The organism is Rhodococcus oryzae (assembly GCF_005049235.1).
Lineage (GTDB): Bacteria > Actinomycetota > Actinomycetes > Mycobacteriales > Mycobacteriaceae > Rhodococcus_G > Rhodococcus_G oryzae.
This window is the reverse complement of record NZ_SUMD01000001.1, coordinates 35,568-58,172: the sequence shown is the minus strand read 5'-3', so window position 1 is coordinate 58,172 and position 22,605 is coordinate 35,568. Positions and strand designations below refer to the sequence as shown.

The window sequence follows — 22,605 nt, the reverse complement described above, 5'->3', positions numbered from 1 at the left end:
GCCCAACGCTGGAAGGACTCGCATGGCATATACGTTCGCGGACCTGTTCGAGCACGCCGTCGACGCCATGGGCGATCGCGTCGCCGTGATCGCGGGCGACGGGCAGGTGACCTACCGGGAGTTGGACGAGCGCGCGAACCGGCTAGCCCATCACCTGGAGTCCGTCGGGCTGGGCGTGGGAGCGCATGTCGGTATCCAGATGCACAACTCGATCGAGACCATGGAGGCGGTGCTGGCGGCCTTCAAGATCCGGGCGGTGCCGCTGACCGTCAACTATCGCTACACGGCCGACGAACTGGCCTACCTCTACGACGATGCCGACCTGGATGCGGTGGTCTATCATCGCGGGTTCGGCGAGCGGGTCGCGGAGGTCGCGCCCGCGATGCCCCGGATCCGGCATCTCATCGAGGTGCCGGACGAGCTGGAACCGGCCGCCGTCGACGCCCCGGTGCTCGTTCGGGGCGCGGTCCGATACGAGGAAGCGCTCGCCGCCGAGTCGCCGGCCCGCGGCTTCGACGAACGCAGCGGCGACGACGTCTACATCCTGTACACCGGCGGCACCACCGGCAGGCCCAAGGGGGTGGTGTGGCGGCAGGAGGACATGTGGCGGGTCCTCGGCGGCGGCCTCGACTTCTTCACCGGGGAACCGATCGCCGACGAGTACCAGCAGTCCCGTACCGGGGCGGCGGGTGAGCAGATCCGGATGCTGATCCTGCCGCCGCTGATCCACACCTCGGCGCTGATGCCGACGTTCACCGCGCTGCTGTCGGGCAATGTGGTGGTCTACGACGCGAAGTTCGATGCCGAACGCACCTGGGACCTGGTCGCCCGGCACCGGCCGACGGCGATGGTCATCACCGGCGACGCGATGGGTCGGCCGCTGGTGGAGGCCTACCGGAACGTCCAGGCGGACACCTCGAGCCTGGCCGTGGTGGCCTCGGGTGCGGCGCTGTTCTCTGCGTCGGTCAAGGATGCGTTCTTCGAGGCCATCCCGAACCTGATGATCTCGGACTCGGTGGGTTCGTCCGAAACCGGCTTCGGTGGTATCGGATTCGCCACGAAGGGTTTCGAGCAGCACGGCGGCCCGAAGGTGGGCTCGCATCGGCACACCGTGGTGGTCGACGACGAGAACCGGGTGCTCGCACCGGGATCCGGCGGGGAGGGATGGCTGGCGAAGCTTGGCTACGTCCCCCTCGGCTACTACAACGACCCCGTCAAATCGGCTGAGATCTTCCGGGAGATCGACGGCTGTGCCGATGTGCATTCCGCAGGCTCCACGCAACGAGCCGTGGTGACCGGCGATCGGGCCAGGATCGAGGACGACGGGTCGGTCACGCTGCTCGGTCGCGGAAACATGGTGATCAACACCGGCGGCGAGAAGGTGTTCGCCGAGGAGGTCGAGGCGATCGTCAAGGCCCATCCGGACGTGTACGACGCCATCGTGATCGGGGTGCCCGACGAGCGCTGGGGATACCGGGTGGCCACGGTGCTGTGCCCCCGCGACGGCGCGCCCGACTTCGAGAGTCTCGAGAAGCACGCCCGCAGCCACCTCGCCGGGTACAAGATCCCGCGAGACTTCTGGATCGCCGCCGAGGTCGAGCGGACGCCGAGCGGCAAGCCGGACTACCGCTGGGCCAAGGACCACGCCGCCGGCCGCGCGCCCGATCACCGAATCGACTGACCCTGCCTGAAAGGCCTGCCATGACCGATCTGCACGTCCCGGCGCTCGACCTCCCGAAGGGCTTCGACGTCACCGATCCCAAGCTGTACGGCGACCGCGTGCCGCTCGCCGAGTTCGCGCAACTGCGCCGCTGCGCCCCGGTGTGGTGGAACGAGCAGGAACCGGGCACCGGCGGCTTCCACGACGGCGGCTGCTGGGTGGTTTCGCGGCACGCCGACGTGCGCGAGATCTCGCGCCGCCCCGAGCACTTCTCGAACCACGTGAACGGGTCGATCCCGCGGCACCAGGACGACATCTCCGCCGAGGAGCTGGAGGTGACCAAGCACGTCCTGATCAACAAGGACGCGCCCGAACACACCCAGCTGCGCAAACTGGTCTCCCGGCTGTTCACCCCGCGTGCGGTCGAGTCGATGCGGGCCGCCCTCGACGAGCGCGCGGACCTCATCGCCCGCACCGCGGTGGCGAACCCGAGCGGGGACTTCGTCTCCGAGGTCGCCAGTGAACTCCCGATGCAGGCGATCTCGGAACTGCTCGGGGTCCCGGAGGACGCGAGGAAGCAGCTCTTCGAGTGGTCCAACCAGATGACCGGATACGACGACGAGACCCTCGAGGGCGCGTCGCGGATGGCGTCGGCGCAGATTCTCGGTTACGCCTACCAGCTCGCGGAGGCACGCCGCACGGAGCCGCTCGAGGACATCATCTCCACGCTGGTGCACGCCGACGTCGACGGGGAGGCCCTGACCCCCGAGCAGTTCGGCTTCTTCGTGATCATGCTCGCGGTTGCAGGCAACGAAACGACCCGAAACGCGACGACGCTCGGCATGATGGCGTTCATGGAGCACCCCGAGCAGTGGGAGCACTACAAACGTGAGCGTCCCCGCACCGCGGCGGACGAGATCATCCGCTGGGCGTCGCCGCTGACCTCGCTGCAGCGAACGGCGCTGGTGGACACGGAAATCGGTGGAACTGCCATCAAGGCGGGACAGCGAGTGGTACTGCTGTACGGGTCAGCGAATTTCGACGAAGACGTGTTCGACAACCCACGCACCTTCGACATCACCAGGGATCCGAACCCGCACCTCGCCTTCGGCGGGACCGGGCCGCACTACTGCATCGGGGCCAACTTGGCCCGAATGGAACTGGATTTGATCTTCAACAAGATCGCAGACCACATGCCCGACATCTCGAAGCTCGGTGACCCTCGCCGCCTGCAGTCCGGATGGATCAACGGGGTCACGAGTTTCGAGGTCGACTACGGAACCCGCACGTCTGGGTGTCCCGTAGCGCACTGACAGGCACACGACGAGGGAGGGCTCGTGGGGAGTACGACATTGAAGGGGCCGATGCGCGAGCTCGGCCACTTCTACCGGATGGGGGCGGATGTCGCGGTCGGGTTGGTGCGCACCCGATTCCAGCTCCAGGAGTTCCTGGAACAGAGCTGGATGATCGCGCGGGTGTCGATCGTGCCGACGGTGCTGGTCGCGGTGCCGTTCACCGTGCTGGTCAGCTTCACACTCAACATCCTGCTCCGTGAGATCGGGGCGGCCGACCTCAGCGGGGCGGGCGCCGCCCTCGGCGCGGTCACCCAGGTGGGCCCGGTGGTGACGGTGCTGATCGTCGCGGGTGCCGGGGCCACCGCGATCTGCGCCGACCTCGGCTCGCGCACCATCCGCGAGGAGATCGATGCGATGGAGGTGCTCGGCATCGATCCGGTGACCCGGCTGGTGATCCCGCGGGTGGTGGCGTCGACGGTGGTCGCGCTGCTGCTCAACGGGTTGGTCTGTGTGATCGGCATCGCGGGCGGGTTCGTGTTCTCGGTGTTCCTGCAGGGTGTCAACCCTGGCGCGTTCGCGGACGGCATCACGCTGCTGACCGGCCTGCCGGAGGTGGCGATCTCGATGGTGAAGGCGGCGCTGTTCGGCCTGCTCGCGGGCCTGGTCGCCTGCTATCGGGGGCTGACGGTGCGGGGTGGGCCCAAGGGTGTGGGGGAGGCGGTCAACGAGACCGTGGTGTACGCCTTCATGGCGCTCTTCGTGGTCAACACCATCGTCACCGCGGTCGGCATCCGGCTGACGGCGGGCTGACGCGATGGCATTGGCGACGACCGGCAAGTTCGGCCGTACCCGCAATCGTGCGGCTGGCCTGTCCCGAACCGTTGACGACATCGGCCGCCAGGCGGTCTTCTTCGTCCGCGCGCTCGCGCACGTGCCGTGGGCGCTGCGTAAACATCCCAAGGAGGTGCTCCGGCTGATCGCCGAGATCAGTATGGGCACAGGCGCATTGGCCCTGATCGGCGGGACCGTGGCCGTCGTCGGATTTCTCACCCTTGCCTCCGGTGGCACGATCGCGATCCAGGGTTTCAGCTCGCTGGGCAACATCGGGGTCGAGGCGCTGACCGGGTTCTTCTCCGCCTTCATCAACGTGCGGATCGCGGCGCCGGTGATCGCGGGCATCGGGCTGTCCGCCACCATCGGCGCCGGTTCGACGGCGCAGCTCGGTGCGATGCGGATCAGCGAGGAGATCGACGCGCTCGAATCGATGGCGATCAGTTCCGTTCCGTACGTGGTCAGTACCCGGGTGGTGGCGGGCATGATCTCGATCCTGCCGCTCTACTCGCTGGCGCTGGTCGCCTCGTTCCTGGCGGGCCGGTTCACCACCGTGGTGCTGTTCGGCCAGTCGTCCGGGCTCTACGACCACTACTTCTCGACCTTCCTCGACCCGATCGACGTCATGTGGTCGTTCGTGCAGGTCCTCGTGATGGCGATGCTGGTCATGCTGATCCACACCTATTACGGCTACAACGCGACGGGTGGGCCCTCCGGGGTCGGCACCGCGGTCGGTCGTGCGGTCCGGTTGTCACTGATCTGTGTGGTCGCGGTGACCCTGCTCGTCTCGCTCGCCATCTACGGCGGGTCCGGCAACTTCAACCTGTCGGGTTAGGGAGGCAGATGCGCACGAACGGGTACAAGCTGGCCGCACTCGCGCTGGTCGTCGCGATCGGCGGCGTCGTCGCACTGGCCGTGGCGATGTTCGATCAGTCCTTCTCCGACCGGGTTCCGGTGACCGTGGTCGCGCAGCGCGCGGGCCTGGTGATGGATCCGGGAGCCAGGGTGAAGATGGCCGGCGTCACGATCGGCACTGTCGATTCGATCGACCCGTCCGGCGAGTCCACCGCACTCCTGTCGCTGCTGATCGATCCTGAGGCGCTCGACGCGATCCCGGCGAACGTCGACGTGCAGGTCACGTCGAACACGGCGTTCGGAGCCAAGTTCGTCAGCATGTCCGCGCCCGAGCAGCCGAGCACGGAGCGGCTCGCCGCCGGTTCGACCATCGACGCCTCACACGTGACGGTGGAGATGAACACTGTCTTCGAGAACCTGACCGAGGTGCTGCGCACCGTCCAGCCCGAGAAGCTCGACGCCACACTGGCTGCCCTGTCGAGCGCGCTGCAGGGTCGTGGTGACCGGCTCGGCGTCGCACTCGGACAGGCGGACTCGTCGCTGGTGGAATTCGGGGCGGCCCACGGCGCGCTCGACCAGGTGCTGACCGAGCTGCCGCCCGTGAGCGACACCTACGCCGCGGTGGCCCCGGATCTGATGCGTTCGCTCGCCGCGCTGACCACCACAGGGAACACCGTGGTGGACCGGCAGGCGGACCTGGACCTGTTGCTGCTCGAGGTGACCGGGCTCGCGAACACGGGGGACGAGGTGTTGACGCAGAACAGCAACGCAGCCGTCGACGTGGTCTCGCTGCTGCGCCCCACCGCGGTGCTCCTCGAGGAGTACTCGCCGGTGATCCCCTGCATGTTCACCGGACTGCAGGAGAGCAAGAAGATCGGTGACGGCGCGTACAACGGCCAGCCGGGGATCAAGATGTCCATCGGCCTGATCGCGGGCACCGAGCCATACCACTACCCCGACGACCTGCCCAAGGTCGCGGCGACCGGCGGCCCGCACTGCATGGGACTGCCACTGCGTGACCCGAACGTCAACGCACCCTTCCTGGTCACCGATATCGGAGTGAATCCCTTTGCCCCCGAGCGTCAGCCGAACGGCGGCCTGCCGAGCGGTGCGACGGCGAACCTGATGACCTACCTGTTCGGAACGGCGGTCCGATGAAAGTGCGCGGGTACACCGTCAAGTTCGGGATCTTCGTCCTGGTGATGCTGCTGGTGAACGCGGGACTGATCCTCGTTTTCGGTCAGTTGCGTAGCGGTGGCGCGACCTCGTACGGCGCCGAGTTCACCAGCGTGTCCGGCCTCAAGCCCGGCGACAAGGTGCGGATCGCGGGGGTGCCGGTTGGCGCGGTCAGCACGGTCGAGCTCGGCGAGAACCGGCGGGCACAGGTGGAGTTCACCGTCGACGCAGCCAACACGGTGACCGTCGAGACCAGAGCGGCGGTGCGGTACCAGGATCTGGTGGGCAACCGGTACCTCGAGCTGCTCGACAGCCCGGGCACCGCCGAGCCGCTCGTCGAGGACGCGACCATCCCGGTCGAACGCACCGCGCCCGCGCTGGATCTCGACGCACTGCTCGGCGGCTTCAAGCCCCTTTTCCAGGCTCTGGACCCGGAGCAGGTGAACGCGCTGTCGATGTCGTTGCTGGAGGTGTTCCAGGGGCAGTCGGGGACCGTCTCGTCGGTGCTCGCGCACACGGGCTCGCTCACCAACACCCTGGCGGACCGCGACGAGCTGATCGGCCGCGTGATCGACAATCTCGACGGGGTGCTGAGCGAACTACGCGCTCGCGGTGGGCAGTTCAGCGGCACCCTGGACCACCTGCAGCAGCTGGTCAGCGGTCTGGATGCGGACCGCCAACTGATCGGCGACGCGGTGACGAGCGTGAACACCGCGACCGGCACGTTCGCCGACCTCCTGACCGACACCCGGCCGAACATCGCGGGCACCCTGACCGAGCTGAACACGAGCCTGGATCCACTGATCGAGCAGCAGGGCGAGCTGAACCGGATCGTGGAATCGATGCCCGCGAACTACCGGCAGCTGATCCGGGTGGGAGCGTACGGCTCCTTCTTCAACTTCTACCTGTGCGGGATCGCGATGAAGGTCGACGGTGCCGACGGCAGGCCGATCACGGTCGACCTGGTCGACCAGAAGACCGGAAGGTGTGCGCCGCGATGAGGAACATGGTGGAGAGCCACGCGGTGCGGGTCGGGGTGATCGGCCTCGCCGTCACGGCGGCGGTGGTGCTGACCGCGCTGCAGTATCAGGACCTTCAGTTCCTGAAGTCCGGTGTGGGGTACAGCGCGGTGTTCGACGATGCCAGCGGGCTGGCCGTCGGCGACGAGGTCAACGCCGCGGGAGTGAAGATCGGCACCGTCGAGGAGATCGGTGTCGAGGGTGGGCGAGCCGTGGTGAGCTTCACCCTCGACGGATCGATCGGTGTGGGGGAGAGCACCGCCGCCGCCATCACCACCATGTCGCTGCTCGGCAAGCGGGCGGTCACCCTCGACCTGGCGGACGACGGCCGGATGCCGGTTGGCGGGCAGATATCCCTCGAACGCACCAGGTCGGCGTACTCCTTGCCGGATGTCCTGGGGGACCTCACCACGACCGTGGAGGACATCGACCTCGACCAGTTGTCGGCTTCGCTCGACGAGGTGGGGAAGGTGATGGCGGACAGCGCGCCGAACCTGCGGCCCGCCCTCGACGGCGTCAGCCGGATCTCGACCAGTCTCAGCAGCCGTGACGAGACCCTGCGGGCGCTGCTCGCCGACGCGAACAATGTGGCCGGCCTGCTTGCCGAGCGTGGTCCGCAGGTGAATTCCCTTCTCGTGGACGGCAATGCGCTGCTCGGAGAGCTCGTCAGTCGCCAGGGCGCCCTGTCCGAGGTGATCACGAACGTCTCCGCGGTCTCGACACAGTTGAGCGGGCTGGTGCAGGACAACGAGGCGCAGTTGAGCCCGGTCCTCGACGAGCTCAACACCGTGGTGGGGATCCTGCAGAAGAACCGGGACAACCTTGCGCAGGGCATCGACGGGTTGGGAACCTACGTCGGCACCCTCGGTGACACCGTGGCCAGCGGCCCGTTCTACTACGCGTACATCCAGAACCTGTTGCCCGCCCAGTACAACCAGCCGCTGATCAATGCGATGTTCGGGCTACCGCCCGCCCCGCTGCCGATTCCGGAGGTCCGCTGATGATCACCTGGCGCAAGATTGCCGTTGGCGGGGTGGGACTCGCACTGGCTGCCGCGGTCGTGGTGTCCGGTTACCTTGCGGTGGACCATTTCCGGCACTACCGGGTGACCGCCTACTTCACCTCCGTCACCGGCTTGTACGTCGGCGACGACGTGCGCGTGGTCGGGGTCGACGTCGGCAAGGTGACCGGTATCGACCCGGATGGCGACCGGATGCGGGTGCGCCTCGAACTGGATCGCTCGGTGCCCGTGTCGGCGGACGCGAAGGCGGTGATCGTGGCGCAGTCCCTCGTCTCCGCGCGCTTCGTTCAGCTGACGCCCGCGGTGACGGAGGAGTCGACGCCGGCTCTGGCCGACGGCGCCGAGATCGGACTCGATCGCACCGCCGTTCCGGTCGAGTGGGACCGGGTCAAGCAGGAACTGGGCCGGGCGGCGGAGGCGTTGGGGCCGAACGGGGACGACCCCGGTCCCGCGGCGAACCTGCTCGACGGGGCGGGAACCGCGTTGCAGGGCAACGGCGCCGCGCTGGGGGAGTCCGTGGTGGAGCTGTCGCGGGCGATGAGCACCCTCGCAGGCAGCGGCGGCGACCTGTTCGGCACGATTCGCGGTCTGCAGGCGTTCACCACCGCGCTGGCGGCCAGCAACGAGCAGATCGTGCAGTTCCAGGGCCGCCTCGCGACCGTGACGGGGGTACTGGCCGACAGCCGAACACAATTGGCGCCCGCACTGGCCCAGCTGGACACCGCGATCGCCGATGTGCAGCGTTTCGTCGCGCAGAACCGGGCCGGGTTGACCGAGCAGGTGCGCACACTCGCGGACGTGTCGCAGGTGTTGGTGGACAAGAAGGACGGCCTCGAGAAGGTGCTGCACCTGGGGCCGACCGCACTGTCGAACTACTACAACGTCTACCGACCGGCACAGGGCGCGATGGTCGGGGTGCCCGCCTTCCAGAACATCGGCAACCCGATCGACCTGATCTGCGGCGGCATCGCCGGTCTGGCGAACGAGACCTCGGAGCAGGGCGCGGAACTGTGCGCCCAGTATCTCGGTCCGCTGCTGAACACCGTCCGGGCCAACTACCCGGACCTGAGCCTCAATCCGACGCGGGCGCTCGGCGCCACCCCCGACCAGTTGGTGTACAGCGAACCGCAGCTGAAGCCGGCGCCTGCCGCCACGTCGATGCCTGCGCTGACCATGCCGACGGTTCCGGTGCCGCCGAGCCTGGCCGATCTGATGACACCAGGGAGGTCGACCCGATGACGAAGCGCGCGTGGGGGATCGGCGGCGCGGTGGTGGCCGCCGCGACGCTGCTGTCCGGCTGCCAGTGGAGCGGGCTGAACTCGGTGGCCCTGCCCGGCGCGGCCGGCAGGGGCGAGGGGAGCTACACCGTGGTGATCGAGATGCCCGACGTCACCACGATCAGCCCGAACTCGCCGGTGCTCGTCGACGACGTCACGGTCGGCAGCATCAGCTCCATCGAGACGCAGAACTGGCATGCGAGAGTGACCGTGTCGCTGGAGGATTCGGTGCAGCTCCCGGCCAACGCGACCGCGAAGATCGGCCAGACCAGCCTGCTCGGCTCCAAGCACATCGCGCTGGCGCCGCCGACCGATGTCGCGCCGGAGGGCAGGCTCGAAGAGGGGTCCGTGATCCCGCTGGCCTCGGCGGGGGTGTACCCGACCACGGAGGAGGCGCTGACCGCGCTGTCCGTCGTCCTCAACGGCGGCGGGCTCGCCCAGGTGCAGACCATCACCACCGAACTGAACAAGGCGCTCGACGGCAGGCAGGATGCGGTGCGGGACCTGCTGCCGCAGCTGGACTCGCTCACCGAGATCCTGGACCGGCAGCGGGAGGCGATGGTGACCACGATGGCGAACCTCGACCTGTTCGCGGGCGAGATCAGCTCTCAGCGAGAGGTTCTCGGTCAGGCCATCGAGACCCTGGACCCGGCGATGGCGGTGCTGGCCGCGCAGCGCGCCGACCTGACGGCGGCCCTGGACGCGGTCGGGAGATTCGGCGACGTGGGCACCGACCTCGTGAACAGGAGCCGCGAGGATCTCAAGGCCGATCTCGCGGCACTGGAGCCGACCCTGGCCAAGGTCGTCGAGGCGGGGCCGGACCTGATCAACAACCTGGGTAACCTCAGCACCTTCCCGTTCCCGCAGACGGCGATCGACCAGGGCATGCGCGGCGACTACACGAATCTGTGGGCGCTGATGGACCTGACCTCGGATCGGTTGCGGACCGGACTCGGCTTCGGCACGCCGTTCGGTCCACCGCCGTCCGTGTCCGGCGGCAAGCCAACCAACCCGATGACCGCGCCGCTCACGGCCGCGGCAGGCCAGGACGGGAGTGGTCGATGATCCTGACACGCATGGTCCGCACGCAGTTGACCGTCTTCGCGATCATCGCGGTGATCGGCATGACCGCGGCCGCGGTCTCCTACCTGAGGGTCCCGACGGCGCTCGGGATCGGCCGCTACACGGTGACCGTGGAATTGCCGAATGCCGGTGGCCTGTACCGCAACGCGAACGTCACCTACCGCGGTGACACCGTGGGCCGGGTGCGGGAGGTGCGACTCGACCCGGACAGTGTGCGCGCCGACCTGACGCTGGAGAGCGCGGTGCCGGTGCCGAGCAGCGACCTGACGGTCGCAGTACGCAGCGTCTCCGCGATCGGTGAGCAGTACGTGGATCTGCAGCCGACCGGTACCGAGGGGCCGTTCCTCGCCGACGGCGACGTCATCGCGGCCGATCAGGTGACGGTGCCGCAGGAGATCGGCCCGGTTCTCGACCAGGCGAAGGCGATGCTGGAATCGGTTCCGCGGGAGAAGTTGCGCGCGGTGATCGACGAATCCGCGGCCGCCTTTGCGGGCCGGGCTCCGGACCTCGCGCGGTTGCTGGACTCGACCACTTCGTTCATCGACCAGGCGTCGGCGGCGACCACTCCCGCGACCACGCTGGTGCAGCAACTCGCCCCGCTACTCGAGACCCAGGTGGTGACCGGCGATCAGATCCGGCAGTGGACCACGAATGTGGCGCACCTGAGCGGCGAGTTGGCGACCGCAGACGGGTCGGTGCGCGGCATCCTCGACAAGGGCCCGGGGTTCGCCGACGAGGCCGACACGCTGTTCCAGGACCTGCGCCCGACCCTGCCGCTGCTGCTGGCGAACCTGACCAGCACCGAGCAGGTCGCGGTCACGTACAACGCGTCCCTCGAACAGGTCCTGGTGATCCTCCCGCCGCTCATCGCGGCCCAGGAGACGGTGGTGCAGCGCGGCCAGGCCGACGGCGCCGCCAACGTCAACTTCCACCTGGAGGCCCAGGACCCGGCGGCCTGCTCGACCGGGTACCTGCCCGCCTCGGAGCGTCGTGATCCCAACCAGACGAGCGTCCCCGACACACCCCCGGACCTGTACTGCAAGGTGCCGCAGGACTCGATCTTCGCGGTGCGCGGATCCCGGAACATCCCGTGCACGGAGGTACCGGGCAAGCGGGCGCCGAACCCCCAGATCTGCCGCAGCCCCGAGCCGTTCGTTCCGAGCGGGACCAATGCGCCGGACGAGCTGTACACGGGACCAGCGGGAACCCGACACACCGATCTCGCCCCCGCGTCGGCGCCCGCCTCAGCCCCCACTGAGGGGGCGCCGGGATGGCAGCAGCTGCTGACGGGACCGCGGCCATGACCGAGGTCGAGACGGAGGTCCCCGAATCGCGCGTCGTGGATGACGGCACCCGCTCGCCGTCGGCACGACGTCGAATCCTGTTGTCCGCGTTGGCAGGCGTTGCGGCGATCGCAGTGGTTGCCTGCGCCGTCGTGGCGACCAGCACCTATCTCGGCGATCGCTCGCGCGAGTCGCACCGCGAGGCGCTGGTCGAGGCCGCAGGCGACGGGGTGCTGGCGCTGATCGACGTGCACACCGACACCACGGAGGACGACCTGGCGCAGCTGCGTGAGCGGAGCACCGGTGCGTTCGCGCAGGAGCTCGGCGACAATTCCGACGGACTCGCGGCGTCGATCCGGGACGCGGCGGTGAACTCGGACGGGCGGATCGACTCGGCCGCGCTGGTGAGCGAGTCGGGAGAATCGGGTGTGGTGATCGTGGCGGCATCGTCACAGGTCGGCAATGTGGACAGTCCGACCGCGACGCCGCGCAGCTACCGGCTGCGGGTGACGATCGACGAGGTCGAGGGCCGGCTGCTGATGTCGGGTGTGGAGTTCGTGCCGTGAGCGGGCGGACGCGGCGGGTCGCGGCAGGCGGGGCCGTTCTGGTGCTCGTCGCATCGCTGCTCGTGGCCGCGGCGCTGATGTGGACCAACCGGACGGCGGCGCAGCGGGAGTCGGCCCGCAGCGAGGCGCTGGCCGCCGCGCCGGAGCGAATCGGGGCGCTGCTGAGCTACGACGCCGCGACCGTGGACGCCGACCTCGACGAGGCGGTGCGCGGCGCAACCGGGACGTTCGCGGAGGGGTTCCGCGACTTCGCGGCGAACACCGTCGCCCCGAAGTCGAAGAGCGAGGGGATCAGCACCAGGGCGCGGATCGCGGAGACCGGCTATCTCAGCGGGGAAGCGGACCATGCGCGACTGCTCGCCTTCGTCGACCAGATCACCACCAGCACGCTGTCGCCGGCGCCGACCTCGACGTCGAGTCGGGTGATCGTGACGATGGAGCGCGTCGGCGACGAGTGGTTGATCGCCGAGATGACCCCGATCTGATCGGTGGGTCGACCGCGCCGCGGTGGCGACGGTGACAGGATCGAGAGGTGGATCTTGACGATGTCACCGACGAGCTCTACGCCCTCGACCCCAGCGAGTTCGTCGAGAAGAGGACGGCTCGCGCCGCCGAGGCCCGCGAGGGCGGTGACCGGGCGCTCGCGACCGCGATCACCGCCCTGCGGAGGCCGACGACGGTCGGATGGTTGGTCAATCTCCTGGCCCGCGAGTCGCCGGACGAGGTCGCGGCGCTGATCCGATTGGGCGAGGAGCTACGCGCCGCCCAGCGGCAGCTGTCCGGCGAGGACCTGAGGCAGCTGTCCTCGCAGCGGCAGCAGGTCGTCCGTGCGCTCGCCCGGCGGGCGGGTCGGCTCGCGGCTGAGCACGGGCGGAAGGTCGGCGAGGGTTCGCTGCGGGAGGTCGGGCAGACCCTGCACGCGGCGCTCGCGGATCCCGAGGTCGCGGACCGGGTCCGTACGGGCCACGTGGTCACCGCGGCCAGTTACAGCGGGTTCGGGCCTGCGGGGCTGAGCGTGGTCGCCGATCAGAAGCCTGCCGCGACGAAGCCGGAGCCGACGCCTGAGACTGCGGAGGTCGACGCGGACCTGCTGGTCGGCGCCCGAACCGAGCTAGCCGAGGCGACCGCGGACGTGGAGCAGGCGACCGCGGCCGCCGAGCGCGCACGGGCGGAACTCGAACGAGCATCGGAGGGTACGGCGGGGATCGATGTCCGGATCGCCACGCTCAGGGGCGAACTCGAGCGGGCCGAACAGGAACGGCAGTTCGCGCGCAGCGCCGAGACCGCGGCGGCCGAAGCAGCGGAGCGGAGCGAGAGCGACCTCCACGGCGCCCGCAGGCGTCTCGAGGAGGCCGAGCAGCGACTCGGCGAGCTCGGGTAGGTGCCGATCCTCAGCGCCGCAGTTTCGCCTCCTTGTCCAGCCATCCCAGCTTGTGCGGGTTGCGGATTGCGTATACCCGGGTGATCAGGCCGTCCTCGACCACCAGACTCACCGCGGTGGCCTCGCCACCGACGTCGATCCGAACTCCCGGCATGCCGTTGAAGCACGTCGGAATGATCGCGAAGTCCGGGAACTGTGCCGCGCGGGCCAGGAACGCCGCCACCCGTTCGACCCCGACGATGGGCTTGCGCGCCGCCGTCGCGATGCCGCCGCCGTCTGCGATCACCACCACGTCCGGGGCGATCACTTCCATCAGGCCCTGTATGTCACCGGTGGAGAGTGCGGCCATCAGTTTCTCTACGGCCGCCTGCTGTTGAGCTCGGTCCACCTGCATCCGTGGCCGCCGCGCGGCGACGTGTTCGCGGGCACGGTGCGCGATCTGCCGGACCGCGGCAGGCGTCTTGCCCACCACCTCGGCGATCTCCTGGTACGGCGTCTCGAACACCTCGTGCAACACGAACACCGCCCGCTCGACCGGACCGAGGGTCTCGAGCACGGTGAGCATCGCGATCGAGACGCTCTCGGCGAGCTCGATGTCCTCGGCCACATCGGGACTGGTGAGCAGCGGTTCGGGCAGCCATTCCCCGACGTACTCCTCCCGGCGGCGCGACACCGATCGGAGCCTGTTCAGTGCCTGCCGGGTGACGATCCGGACCAGAAAAGCCCGCGGGTCGTGAACCTCGGCCCGGTCGACGTCGGCCCACCGCAGCCAGGTCTCCTGGACGACGTCCTCTGCGTCTGCGGCGGAGCCGAGCATCTCGTAGGCGACGGTGAAGAGCAGGCTGCGATGAGTGACGAACGGGTCGTCGGTCATGTCGTCGAGCGTACGGCGAGGGGCTTGAGGCCACAGGCAGCCGAGAAGCCTTGCGATTCGATGCCGAAGGCGGTGTTGGTGCGGGTGACGAGGTTCGCCACCGCGATGTACGCGGTCAACTCCACCAGCGCGGGTGCACCGATCTGCTCGAGCAGTCGCGCCGACATCTCGTCGGTCACCGTCGGCGGGGTCTGGGTCATCGCCTCGGCGTACTCCATGACGTCGCGCTCCAACGGGGTGAACGCGTCCGACTCGCGCCAGCGCGGCACCTCGCGTGCCTTGGTCAGATCGAGCCCGTCGTTGTTGGCTTGGAAGTAGCCGAAGTCCAGGCAGAAGCTGCAGCCGACCATGCTGGCGACCGCCATGTGCGCGAACGACTTCAGATTCTCGTCGCACAGATCCCACTTCTGCGCCTTGCGGCCGATGGTGAAGCTGAAGTTCAGTACCTTGCGGTTGTGCCACGCCACCTCGACCGGTTCGGCCACGTCACCGAGCATCTTGCGGGACATCCGCTTGACGATCGCGCCGTAGATGCCGGTCAGCTCGGCCTTGGGGATCCTGGTAGTCATCATTCCTCCTCCGATTACGTGCTCTCGGCATGAAGACACCGGCGGAGGATCGAATGTGACACCCGGGCGGAGCCGCCTACGAAGCCTGTCTGCAGTCAAGCGCGGAACCGTTCGCCAGGGGTCGCTTCTGGAGGCACACGAGCACGAACGAGTTTGCCGCAACTATTGGGTGGGGGGACGACGAAGAGCGCTGTTCTGAGAAGCGAGAGCGGTCCTGCCCAACTGTTCGGGTCGCGACGTTCAGGTGGAGCGACCAAGTCGACGATTGTGCGGACGACAAGTACAGCGGCAAACAGGATAATTGCCGAGTTCGGGTGCCTGCCGCCATGGGAACAGCGGCGGTGACCGGCTGTTAGGGCATGCACCGGTCTAGGCTCCGGACGTGTCGATACCGAGAGCAGTGTGGTGGGCCTCAGCTGTTGTTGCGTTGGGATTTGCCGCGTGGGTCGGTACTCGGCCGATGGCTGACGTGTCGTTGTCGTGCTCGAAGAGCGGTGAGCTGTACCTCGGTGGTGGCCGATACTCCCTGCAATGCGATGACTCGATCGTCCACGTGTTGGGGGTACGGCCGCTGGTCTGGCTCGGACTGTTGCTCGTCACTCCACCTGTGGTTGCGGCGCTAGCGATGCAAAGGTGGGTTTCCTGGTTGGCGGTCGCAGTACTCGTCGGTTTGTCGATCGTAGGGCTGGCGAACTGGTCTTCACACTGGATGGCGCTGCTTTTCGCTGCTCCCATGGCGGCCCTTGGCTTGGTCGCTGCCACGGTCCAGCAGGTCGCACCGCGCCGAGGAAAGTCAGGGAATGGGTCTACTGCCACAGATTCTCCTTGAGTGGTGCCAATGGGAAGAGATCGCGTCGGACGTGCGCTGAAGCCTGGCGTATGAGCCTGGAGTTCTCGCTCGCGGATCATCAAGAGACGATGAAGGTTTGAGAGTTCAGAGGACCGATCTTCACTCGAATGACAGGAGGGAAGCATGAATACTGGCGAACACGACGAGCCACCAGGCGACCGGCGCCCGACCGCAACCGATGGGCCGTTTACCCTGACAGTCGACGGGGAGGTCTTCACTGTGAGGCTGCGCCCGAAGGAACCAGGCGCCTGCGACTACGAATGGGTATCCGGATCGAACAAAGGGTACGGATTTTCGAGCTTTCAACAGGTGGCCTACCCCAGCATTCAAGATCGAGCAGGCACCCCGTCCGCAGTTCAGCCGATGGCGGTTGACGAGCATCGCGAGTCGATCCGCGACTTCCTCAGCCAGATCAACCCTGAGACTGGATATCTCGGCGACTAGCGGGGAGTGTCGCCCTGTTTCAACCGCCGTGGCTGTGGCGTCTATTGCCGACTCGTTGGTCGTTGGATTGGCGGTACGCCGAGTATGGCGATCGCGAACAGCGGGTAGTCAGAACCGCACGGTGAACACCACGTGTCGATCGTTGCGGGTTGCGCGTTGGAAGAACTCCATCACCTCCTGTAGCCAACCCCAGGCGTATGAGCGCTCGTCCGCGCCGTACTCGGGGTTGCGATCGTCGAGCGGCATCGCGCCGTAGCCTGCGCCGAACCCGGATTCGGTGATGCCGGCCAAATACTCGGCGACTTCGGCGACCCGGTCGGGCGTCAGGTAGGTGATCAGTTGGTCGTCGGTATCCGTGTTGAGGTCCTCGTCCCCCAGGATTACGCCATATGCCGGCCAGTTCTCGGGCGCGCGCTCATACCCGGCACTGGAGAGGGAGCACAGGATCGGGTCCCACGCCTTGTCCGTGTCGCACGAGAACTCGGAGCGCCCCGTCTCCTCGATGTCCTCGACCACCGCACCGAGCCTGCCGTCGTCGCCACGCGCGTCGAGAAGTTCCGCTGCTACGCGGTCAGAAAGCGCGAAATGTACCCCAAGTTCCATGGTGTCACGCTAACGGCTGAGCCTGCGGATCCCAGACGCCACGGCAGACTCCCGCGACCGTCGTGCCATGAGTTCTCGTCTCGCGATCGGTCAACGGCGAGGCACCGCAGTAAGGATGGAGATCCCGATGTCGAGCTTGAGGGTTGGCCTCATCACCGATCATCGTCGGTAGCTCCGGCCCGACGGTCCGCAGCCATGCTGATCTACTCGATGAGCGTCCCGTGGACGGCTTCATCGCCTCGATGCGTGACACGAGCTCGGAGCCCCGTTCGCCGATGCCTGGTGCACGACCCCGCAGGTCGTCTTCAGTCGCACGCTCGACAGCGTCCAGGGCAACGCCCGGCTCGTCGAGACATCACTGGCCGAGGAGGCCGCTTCTGGCTCGACGCGACCGACAAGGATGTCTCGATCGGCGGCGCCGGCTTGGCCGCGGCGGCCATCGAGCTCGGCCTTGTCGATGAGCTGCGCATGTTCCGTAATCCGGTCATCATCGGTGGCGGCACGCCGTTCCTGCCGCCGGTCACTGATGACGTCCCGCTCGGCCTGATCGAGACCATGACGTTCGGCTCGCGCGTGATCTACGAGCGCTACCGGGGCGTTCGCGATGACGCGGACTGACGGTTGTCGGTGGTCGAGCGTAGACTCGTACGCATGTTCGATGCCGGGGGGTTTCGAGGTTGCGCCGCAGGTGAGGGCACCTGCGGTGACGAGCGCCGGGTGGATTTCGAGGACGGTGCTGCGGCGTTGTCGGCGTTACGGGAGTTCGGCCGGGCGGAGAACATCGCCGCCGCCCACAAGGTGTTGACGGCGGCGGCGTTTGCGCGGCGGCAGTTCGCGCACGAGGTGGATCTGTTCGGCGAGGAGTTCGCCTATCGGACCGGGCGTTCGGCGGAGATGGAGACCTCTCTGGCGTTGGGGGTGAGTGCGTTCACTGCGGAACGGTATGTGGCGGTGGGTAATGCGTTGGATCTGCGGTTGCCGTTGATTCGTGAGGTGTTCGTGTCGGGTCGGGTGGACTTTTCTCGGGTGTTCGCGATCGTCGACGCGACCGCGGAGATCTCCGATGCCACGCTCGCCCTGATGGAGGCCATCTCGCGGACGCCGCGCTGTATCTGACGCCGAAGAAACTTGTAGCGGAGGTGATGCGGGAGTTGATCCGCATCAACCCGGCCGAGGCGGAGGAACTCCGCAAGCGACGCGAGCGGCACTCCCGTCGGGTGTCGGTGACCGCGGACGTGCATGGCATGGCGCAGGTGTACGCGACGCTGACCGCCGCGGAGGGTCGGACCCTCGATTCGCTCGTCCAGGAGATGGCGGGCACGGTCTGTCGGGAGGATCCGCGGACGGTCGACACAATCTGCGGACAGATGCGTTCATGGCGTTGGTGCACGGCGAGACCTATCTGCATTGCCTGTGCGGGCGCGATGATTGTCCGACTGCGCATTTGCCGCGGCCGGAACGACCAAAGCCCGAGGTGCACATCCACATCGACTTGGAGAGTCTGCTGCGGTTGGCCGATCGTCCCGGGCATGTGGAGGGGCACGGGCCGATCGATCCGGAGCTTGCGAGGCTGCTCGCAGGTGACGCGACGTGGCAGGCGGTGATCACCGATGCAAGGCGCATCCAGGCCGAACGAAACGGCTCTGTCGGCGATGAGGGCGATGAGGGCGAGACCGACAGCTACAACGGCGGCGGCACCAACGGCCTTGGCGACGGCGCTGATGGCGGAGTCAACGGCGGTGAGATTGCCTGCAACAACGGCACTGACGACAACGGCACACACTGACACTGACACTGACACTGACGGCGATAGCGAGGTCGAGTCGGGCGAGACGACGCACGAGGACCCAGCGCGGGTCTCACGCCGCGACCTGCGTGGGCGCGGCGGCCCGATTGACCCCGAACCGACCGACCCTTCGATCGGCGAACTGCCACGAGAACCGAAGGCCGACAGTGGATCAGGGGAACCCGCCCCAGGGGATAGCTCTGTCTCGATCCCGACACCTGGAGTTCCGACCCGCTACCGCCTCCGAGGCAGGACCGCAGGGCAACTTCCGCCACGGAAGGACCCACCGACGCAGCCACCTGGGGCCGGCCCGCGCGAGCCTCGGGTCACCGACATCCTCGACGCTATCGCCGCGAACCCGGCCCTGCTCGACGGCCAATACCCCGACGGGCACGGCGGATACGACCACCCGCCCCGCGGCGCACTGACCTACCGGCCCAGCAACGCCGTCCGCGCCGCCGTCTTCGACAAATACGACACCTGCACCTTCCCCGGCTGCACCGTCAAAGCCCGCGACTGCCAGTTCGACCACATCGTCGAATTCGACCCCGACAACCCCCACGCGGGCGGCTGGACCATCGAGAGCAACGGCAAACCCGCCTGCATCTGGCACCACTAAGCCAAAACAGACCGCCTCTTCCGCGTCGTCCGCCTCGACGGCGACGTCATCGCCTGGATCGGCGCGCACGGCGCAGTCGGCATCACCGCGCCGCTGCCCGTCGACCAACGACCAAGCGCCCGCATCAAGAAACCACGGCCCCGACCGATCCAGAAGCCGAAGCCGAGCCCGGCACCACAACCCGAACCGCCCGACCTCGGAATCTACGAACCGACCTGGTGGGAAACCCACATGCACCCCACCGACCTACCCCCGACACTCCCAGAACTCGCCACCATCACCGACCCCGCCCACCTCGCCCGATGCGCACAACTCCGCACCCACCACACCGAACACCTCGCGATCCTGAGCGAACGTCTCCGCCACCAACCCCCGCCGTTCTGAGGGTGAGGGCTTTCCACCCCTGTGGTGATGGTCCGACGGGCCCCGCGCGAGTCATCCTTGAATGGCTCCAGTCGAGCAAATTTTCCACGGATGCCACCCCAGGTGTAAGAAACTCCACCCTCAGGTCGATATAGCGAGTACTTGGGTAGCTGGCTCCGTATCACCGCAGATAGCAGATTGGTAAGTACCCGCAGACGAGGGCGGAACAGGACGAACCCAGGTACGGAGGACGCAATGTTGAGCACGCCGAGCGCACGAGATCATTCCGGTCGCCGCATCACGGTGCTCGCCGACGATGGCGTCCCCCTCGCCGTCCAGGAGTTCGGCCGGGTAGATGCCCCGATCACCGCCGTATTCGTGCACGGTCACTGCCTACGCACGGAATCGTGGTCCTTCATCCGCGAATACCTGTCCTACTCCTGGGGCGCCGACGTCCGCATGGTCTTCTACGATCACCGCGGGCACGGCGACTCCGGCCACGGCCCCGTCGACACCTACACGATCGACCAGCTCGGACACGACCTGGAAGCCGTCATCCGCACGGTGGTACCCGAGGGCCCGGTGGTGCTGATCGGCCACTCGATGGGCGGGATGACGGCCCTGGCCTATGCGCGGCAGTACCCGGACTCGATCGGCTCGCGGATCGTCGGGATGGCGTTCATCGCATCGGCCGCAAACGGGCTCACGGACGCCGGTCTCGGCCGCCTCCTGCACTCCCCGATGGTCTCCGCCTTCCGAAAGGCCGTCCGCAGGGCGCCGCGGGTGATGCAGGGCTCCAAGCAGCTCAGCCGCATGCTGTGCGCCGGCATCGTCCGAGTGATCGGGTGCGGCAGCCGCCGGGTGGATTCGAGGGTCGTCGCGCTCGCGGCGGCGATGGTCAACGACACCTCGGTGGTCACGATGTCCAGCTTCCTGGAATCACTGATCGGCTTCGATGAGTCGGAGTCGCTGTCCTCCCTGGTGGGGATCCCCTCGTTGGTCCTGTGCGGCGACGCGGACGTGATGACCCCGTTCGAGCACTCCGCAGCCATCGCGTCCCGGCTGCCTGCCTCCGAGCTGGTGCGCATCAGCGGGGCCGGTCACTCGGTGATCCTGGAGCGCGCGGCCGAGGTCGCGCACGCGGTGGCCGCGCTCGTCGCCCGCGCAGGTCACGGTGGGTCGCCTACCTCGGCGGACAAGGAGATCCTCGCCAACGCCGGCTGATCACAGGTCGCGCTCGTTGATGATGCCGCTCTGCATGGCCAGCTCGGCCAGCCGTACCCGTTTCTGGTTCTGAGGGAGGTCCTCGACATCGAACTTGGCGAACAGTGCCCGCAGATGCGTCTTGATCGCATCGACGCTGAGGAACAGCTCCGCGGCGATCTGCTGATTCGACGCCGGATTGGCGAACGTCGCACCGTGCTTGTACGGCCTGCACAGCCCGGTCAGCACCGCGCGTTGCGTTTCGGTCAACGACCGCACGTTCGGCATGTTCGCGGCGACCATGGTCGCGTCGTCGATCACACCGCCGAACTCGTTGTAGGTCAACAGGGTTCCGCCGATTCTGATGCTGTCGCCCTGGCGCAGACGTCGGCGCCCGGTGATCCGCTCGCCGTTGACGAAGGTGCCGTTGCGGGACATGCCGTCGTCGACGACGGTCCAGTGGCTGCCCACGCATTCGATGACCGCGTGCAGCCGCGACACTTCCTCGTCGGCGGTCAACGGAAGCCCGGAATCGGGTGAGCGCCCGACCGTCAGGCGTGGGTTATCGGGGGAGAGGTCCAGCTTGTGCTGGCGACCTTCCCTGTCCGAGTAGATCAGGCGAGACTCAGTTGCTCGGTCCACGACAACCCCAGGGCACGGTTCCATCGTGCCCTCCGGAGGTGCGCGCAGCAAGATCGAATTCTCGATAGCTGCGGTAAGGAACAACCTTGATCGCCTTGACGCCCGCCTCGACCACGTCGAATACTTTTTCGTGAGGGTCGAATCGGGAAACTCGCCGCCGACCGCGCAGAGGGGCTTCGGCGTATCGTGAAAGACCTGCGTCAAAGGTGGTTGTGATGAACGCGTACGTGCAGGCCGGCAGACCCGCCGGCGCGGCGCCCGCCTATTCGAGCGGCGGGCGGCAGACGCACATCACGCCCCGGAGTCGGTCCCGATCGGGGACCGAGCCAAGAGTCGGGGATGGTCGCCCCAGCATGCTCATGCACAGGATTTCTGGTGATGATCTGATGACGCCCTGACCAAGGTAGAGGCATCAACTCTCTTGTGGCACAGCTGTTCCAGTCGTTGAGTTCCGCCGCACGGGTTTCGGGAAGGGTGGGCGTCACCACCCCTTGGGTTGGTTTCGGCGCCCGCATCGATGAATCAGGGTTGTAGGTGTTCACAACAGGGAGTTCGGCATATCGGCCGACTTCCGACACCAGACGACAATCAGGAGGAATCATGCTCGGACTTGTAATCGGACTCGGCGGCGCGGCGCTCAGTATCGGGCTCGGACTCGGACTCGGAGCGATCGGGCTCGGGCTCGGGCTCTTGCTCAGCGACGCGACCATCAAGCACGACGTCACAGAACTCACGGACTGAACCGAGGCGATTCGGTGACCGAAGCCATGAAAGCGAGCACCGAGCGCGCGCAGGACGCCCCTGGCCAGTGGGTGGACACCGGCCAGGGGCGAGCGCGTGCGCGCCTTTCCGCCCGAACCCGGCACCCGCTGGCCTGGCTGAATTCGGCCCTGAGCCACCGGCGCGGGGTTCAGACCGACCGGTCCGTGCCTGGAGGCGCCGACGAGGTCCTGCAACGCCTCGCCGAGATGCCGCTCAGCGTGTGGACATACGGGTTCGATCACCCGTCGGTGCGCCACATGGGTCCGATGGCACAGGACTTCGCCGCGGCGTTCGGGCTGGGATCCACGGACCGGCGGATCTCCGTCGCCGACGCGAACGGGGTGTGCATGGCCGCCATCCAGGCACTCCATCGGCGCCTCGTCGAACTCGAGACCGAGGTGGCGCAGCTGCGCTCGGCCCGTGAGGAACTCTGAAAGGGGCCC

24 protein-coding genes and 1 pseudogene are annotated in these 22,605 nt (G+C 67.5%); 21 read left to right on the top strand and 4 right to left on the bottom strand.

Annotated features, from left to right (window positions below):
• Nucleotides 1-22 precede the first annotated feature (22 nt).
• The 13 genes from FCG67_RS00185 to FCG67_RS00125 are packed head-to-tail and all read left to right on the top strand — an operon-like array spanning nt 23 to nt 13,447.
• A complete protein-coding gene (locus FCG67_RS00185) occupies nt 23-1,681 on the top strand; it encodes an acyl-CoA synthetase (RefSeq protein ID WP_136906121.1) in 1,659 nt (552 codons plus the stop codon).
• A 20-nt stretch (nt 1,682-1,701) separates the two neighbouring features.
• Nucleotides 1,702-2,973, top strand: coding sequence for a cytochrome P450 (locus tag FCG67_RS00180; RefSeq protein WP_136906119.1), 1,272 nt, complete (start codon nt 1,702-1,704; stop codon nt 2,971-2,973).
• A gap of 51 nt (nt 2,974-3,024) precedes the next feature.
• Complete coding sequence (locus tag FCG67_RS00175) at nt 3,025-3,765, top strand: MlaE family ABC transporter permease (RefSeq protein ID WP_037175188.1); 741 nt, start codon at nt 3,025-3,027, stop codon at nt 3,763-3,765.
• 4 nt (nt 3,766-3,769) lie between these two features.
• Nucleotides 3,770-4,621 (top strand): MlaE family ABC transporter permease, encoded by an 852-nt coding sequence (locus FCG67_RS00170; RefSeq protein ID WP_097212777.1) that lies wholly within the window; start codon nt 3,770-3,772, stop codon nt 4,619-4,621.
• Nucleotides 4,622-4,629: 8 nt separating this feature from the next.
• On the top strand, nt 4,630-5,799 hold the full coding sequence (locus tag FCG67_RS00165) for an MCE family protein (RefSeq protein WP_136906117.1): 1,170 nt from the start codon (nt 4,630-4,632) through the stop codon (nt 5,797-5,799).
• A complete protein-coding gene (locus FCG67_RS00160; RefSeq protein ID WP_136906116.1) occupies nt 5,796-6,818 on the top strand; it encodes an MCE family protein in 1,023 nt (340 codons plus the stop codon). The genes FCG67_RS00165 and FCG67_RS00160 overlap by 4 nt, the downstream gene beginning before the upstream one ends.
• Entirely contained in the window at nt 6,815-7,837 is a 1,023-nt protein-coding gene (locus FCG67_RS00155; RefSeq protein ID WP_246044693.1) for an MCE family protein, read from the top strand. The genes FCG67_RS00160 and FCG67_RS00155 overlap by 4 nt, the downstream gene beginning before the upstream one ends.
• Entirely contained in the window at nt 7,837-9,096 is a 1,260-nt protein-coding gene (locus tag FCG67_RS00150; protein ID WP_136906114.1) for an MCE family protein, read from the top strand. Before FCG67_RS00155 ends, FCG67_RS00150 begins: the two co-directional genes overlap by 1 nt.
• On the top strand, nt 9,093-10,199 hold the full coding sequence (locus FCG67_RS00145; protein ID WP_136906113.1) for an MCE family protein: 1,107 nt from the start codon (nt 9,093-9,095) through the stop codon (nt 10,197-10,199). Before FCG67_RS00150 ends, FCG67_RS00145 begins: the two co-directional genes overlap by 4 nt.
• Complete coding sequence (locus FCG67_RS00140) at nt 10,196-11,521, top strand: MCE family protein (protein WP_136906111.1); 1,326 nt, start codon at nt 10,196-10,198, stop codon at nt 11,519-11,521. Before FCG67_RS00145 ends, FCG67_RS00140 begins: the two co-directional genes overlap by 4 nt.
• A complete protein-coding gene (locus tag FCG67_RS00135) occupies nt 11,488-12,066 on the top strand; it encodes a hypothetical protein (protein WP_246044692.1) in 579 nt (192 codons plus the stop codon). The genes FCG67_RS00140 and FCG67_RS00135 overlap by 34 nt, the downstream gene beginning before the upstream one ends.
• A complete protein-coding gene (locus FCG67_RS00130; protein ID WP_246044691.1) occupies nt 12,063-12,551 on the top strand; it encodes a hypothetical protein in 489 nt (162 codons plus the stop codon). Before FCG67_RS00135 ends, FCG67_RS00130 begins: the two co-directional genes overlap by 4 nt.
• 47 nt (nt 12,552-12,598) lie before the next feature.
• Nucleotides 12,599-13,447: a hypothetical protein gene (locus tag FCG67_RS00125; protein WP_136906109.1), complete on the top strand. Its 849-nt coding sequence runs from the start codon at nt 12,599-12,601 to the stop codon at nt 13,445-13,447.
• 10 nt (nt 13,448-13,457) lie between these two features.
• On the opposite strand, the gene FCG67_RS00120 is transcribed toward FCG67_RS00125, so the two are convergent.
• Complete coding sequence (locus tag FCG67_RS00120; RefSeq protein WP_136906107.1) at nt 13,458-14,321, bottom strand: RNA polymerase sigma-70 factor; 864 nt, start codon at nt 14,319-14,321, stop codon at nt 13,458-13,460.
• Nucleotides 14,318-14,890, bottom strand: a complete 573-nt coding sequence (locus tag FCG67_RS00115) for a carboxymuconolactone decarboxylase family protein (RefSeq protein WP_136906106.1) — start codon at nt 14,888-14,890, stop codon at nt 14,318-14,320. Before FCG67_RS00115 ends, FCG67_RS00120 begins: the two co-directional genes overlap by 4 nt.
• Nucleotides 14,891-15,863: 973 nt before the next feature.
• Between FCG67_RS00115 and FCG67_RS00105 the strand changes: the two genes are divergently transcribed.
• Entirely contained in the window at nt 15,864-16,184 is a 321-nt protein-coding gene (locus FCG67_RS00105; RefSeq protein WP_136906102.1) for a hypothetical protein, read from the top strand.
• A 108-nt stretch (nt 16,185-16,292) separates the two neighbouring features.
• Here the strand turns inward: FCG67_RS00105 and FCG67_RS00100 are convergent, their stop codons facing one another.
• Complete coding sequence (locus tag FCG67_RS00100; protein ID WP_136906100.1) at nt 16,293-16,787, bottom strand: DUF1877 family protein; 495 nt, start codon at nt 16,785-16,787, stop codon at nt 16,293-16,295.
• 282 nt (nt 16,788-17,069) lie between these two features.
• Between FCG67_RS00100 and FCG67_RS25125 the strand changes: the two genes are divergently transcribed.
• From FCG67_RS25125 to FCG67_RS00075, 5 genes and pseudogenes are all read left to right on the top strand, one after another.
• A complete protein-coding gene (locus FCG67_RS25125; protein ID WP_246044690.1) occupies nt 17,070-17,405 on the top strand; it encodes a dihydrofolate reductase family protein in 336 nt (111 codons plus the stop codon).
• Between the two features lie 33 nt (nt 17,406-17,438).
• Nucleotides 17,439-17,903: a DUF222 domain-containing protein gene (locus tag FCG67_RS25525; protein WP_136906098.1), complete on the top strand. Its 465-nt coding sequence runs from the start codon at nt 17,439-17,441 to the stop codon at nt 17,901-17,903.
• A gap of 26 nt (nt 17,904-17,929) precedes the next feature.
• Nucleotides 17,930-18,079, top strand: a pseudogene (locus FCG67_RS25650) (hypothetical protein); the annotation flags it as partial.
• An 83-nt stretch (nt 18,080-18,162) separates the two neighbouring features.
• Nucleotides 18,163-18,573, top strand: coding sequence for a hypothetical protein (locus FCG67_RS25520; RefSeq protein ID WP_136906096.1), 411 nt, complete (start codon nt 18,163-18,165; stop codon nt 18,571-18,573).
• Nucleotides 18,574-19,810: 1,237 nt separating this feature from the next.
• Nucleotides 19,811-20,779, top strand: a complete 969-nt coding sequence (locus FCG67_RS00075) for an alpha/beta fold hydrolase (protein WP_136906094.1) — start codon at nt 19,811-19,813, stop codon at nt 20,777-20,779.
• Here the strand turns inward: FCG67_RS00075 and FCG67_RS00070 are convergent, their stop codons facing one another.
• Nucleotides 20,780-21,424 (bottom strand): FHA domain-containing protein, encoded by a 645-nt coding sequence (locus tag FCG67_RS00070; protein WP_136907072.1) that lies wholly within the window; start codon nt 21,422-21,424, stop codon nt 20,780-20,782. It abuts the gene before it with no gap.
• A gap of 576 nt (nt 21,425-22,000) precedes the next feature.
• Between FCG67_RS00070 and FCG67_RS24850 the strand changes: the two genes are divergently transcribed.
• Together FCG67_RS24850 and FCG67_RS00065 are read left to right on the top strand one after the other, a co-directional pair.
• A complete protein-coding gene (locus FCG67_RS24850; protein ID WP_169310410.1) occupies nt 22,001-22,141 on the top strand; it encodes a hypothetical protein in 141 nt (46 codons plus the stop codon).
• Between the two features lie 14 nt (nt 22,142-22,155).
• Nucleotides 22,156-22,596: a tail fiber domain-containing protein gene (locus FCG67_RS00065; protein WP_246044686.1), complete on the top strand. Its 441-nt coding sequence runs from the start codon at nt 22,156-22,158 to the stop codon at nt 22,594-22,596.
• The last annotated feature ends 9 nt before the right edge of the window (nt 22,597-22,605 follow it).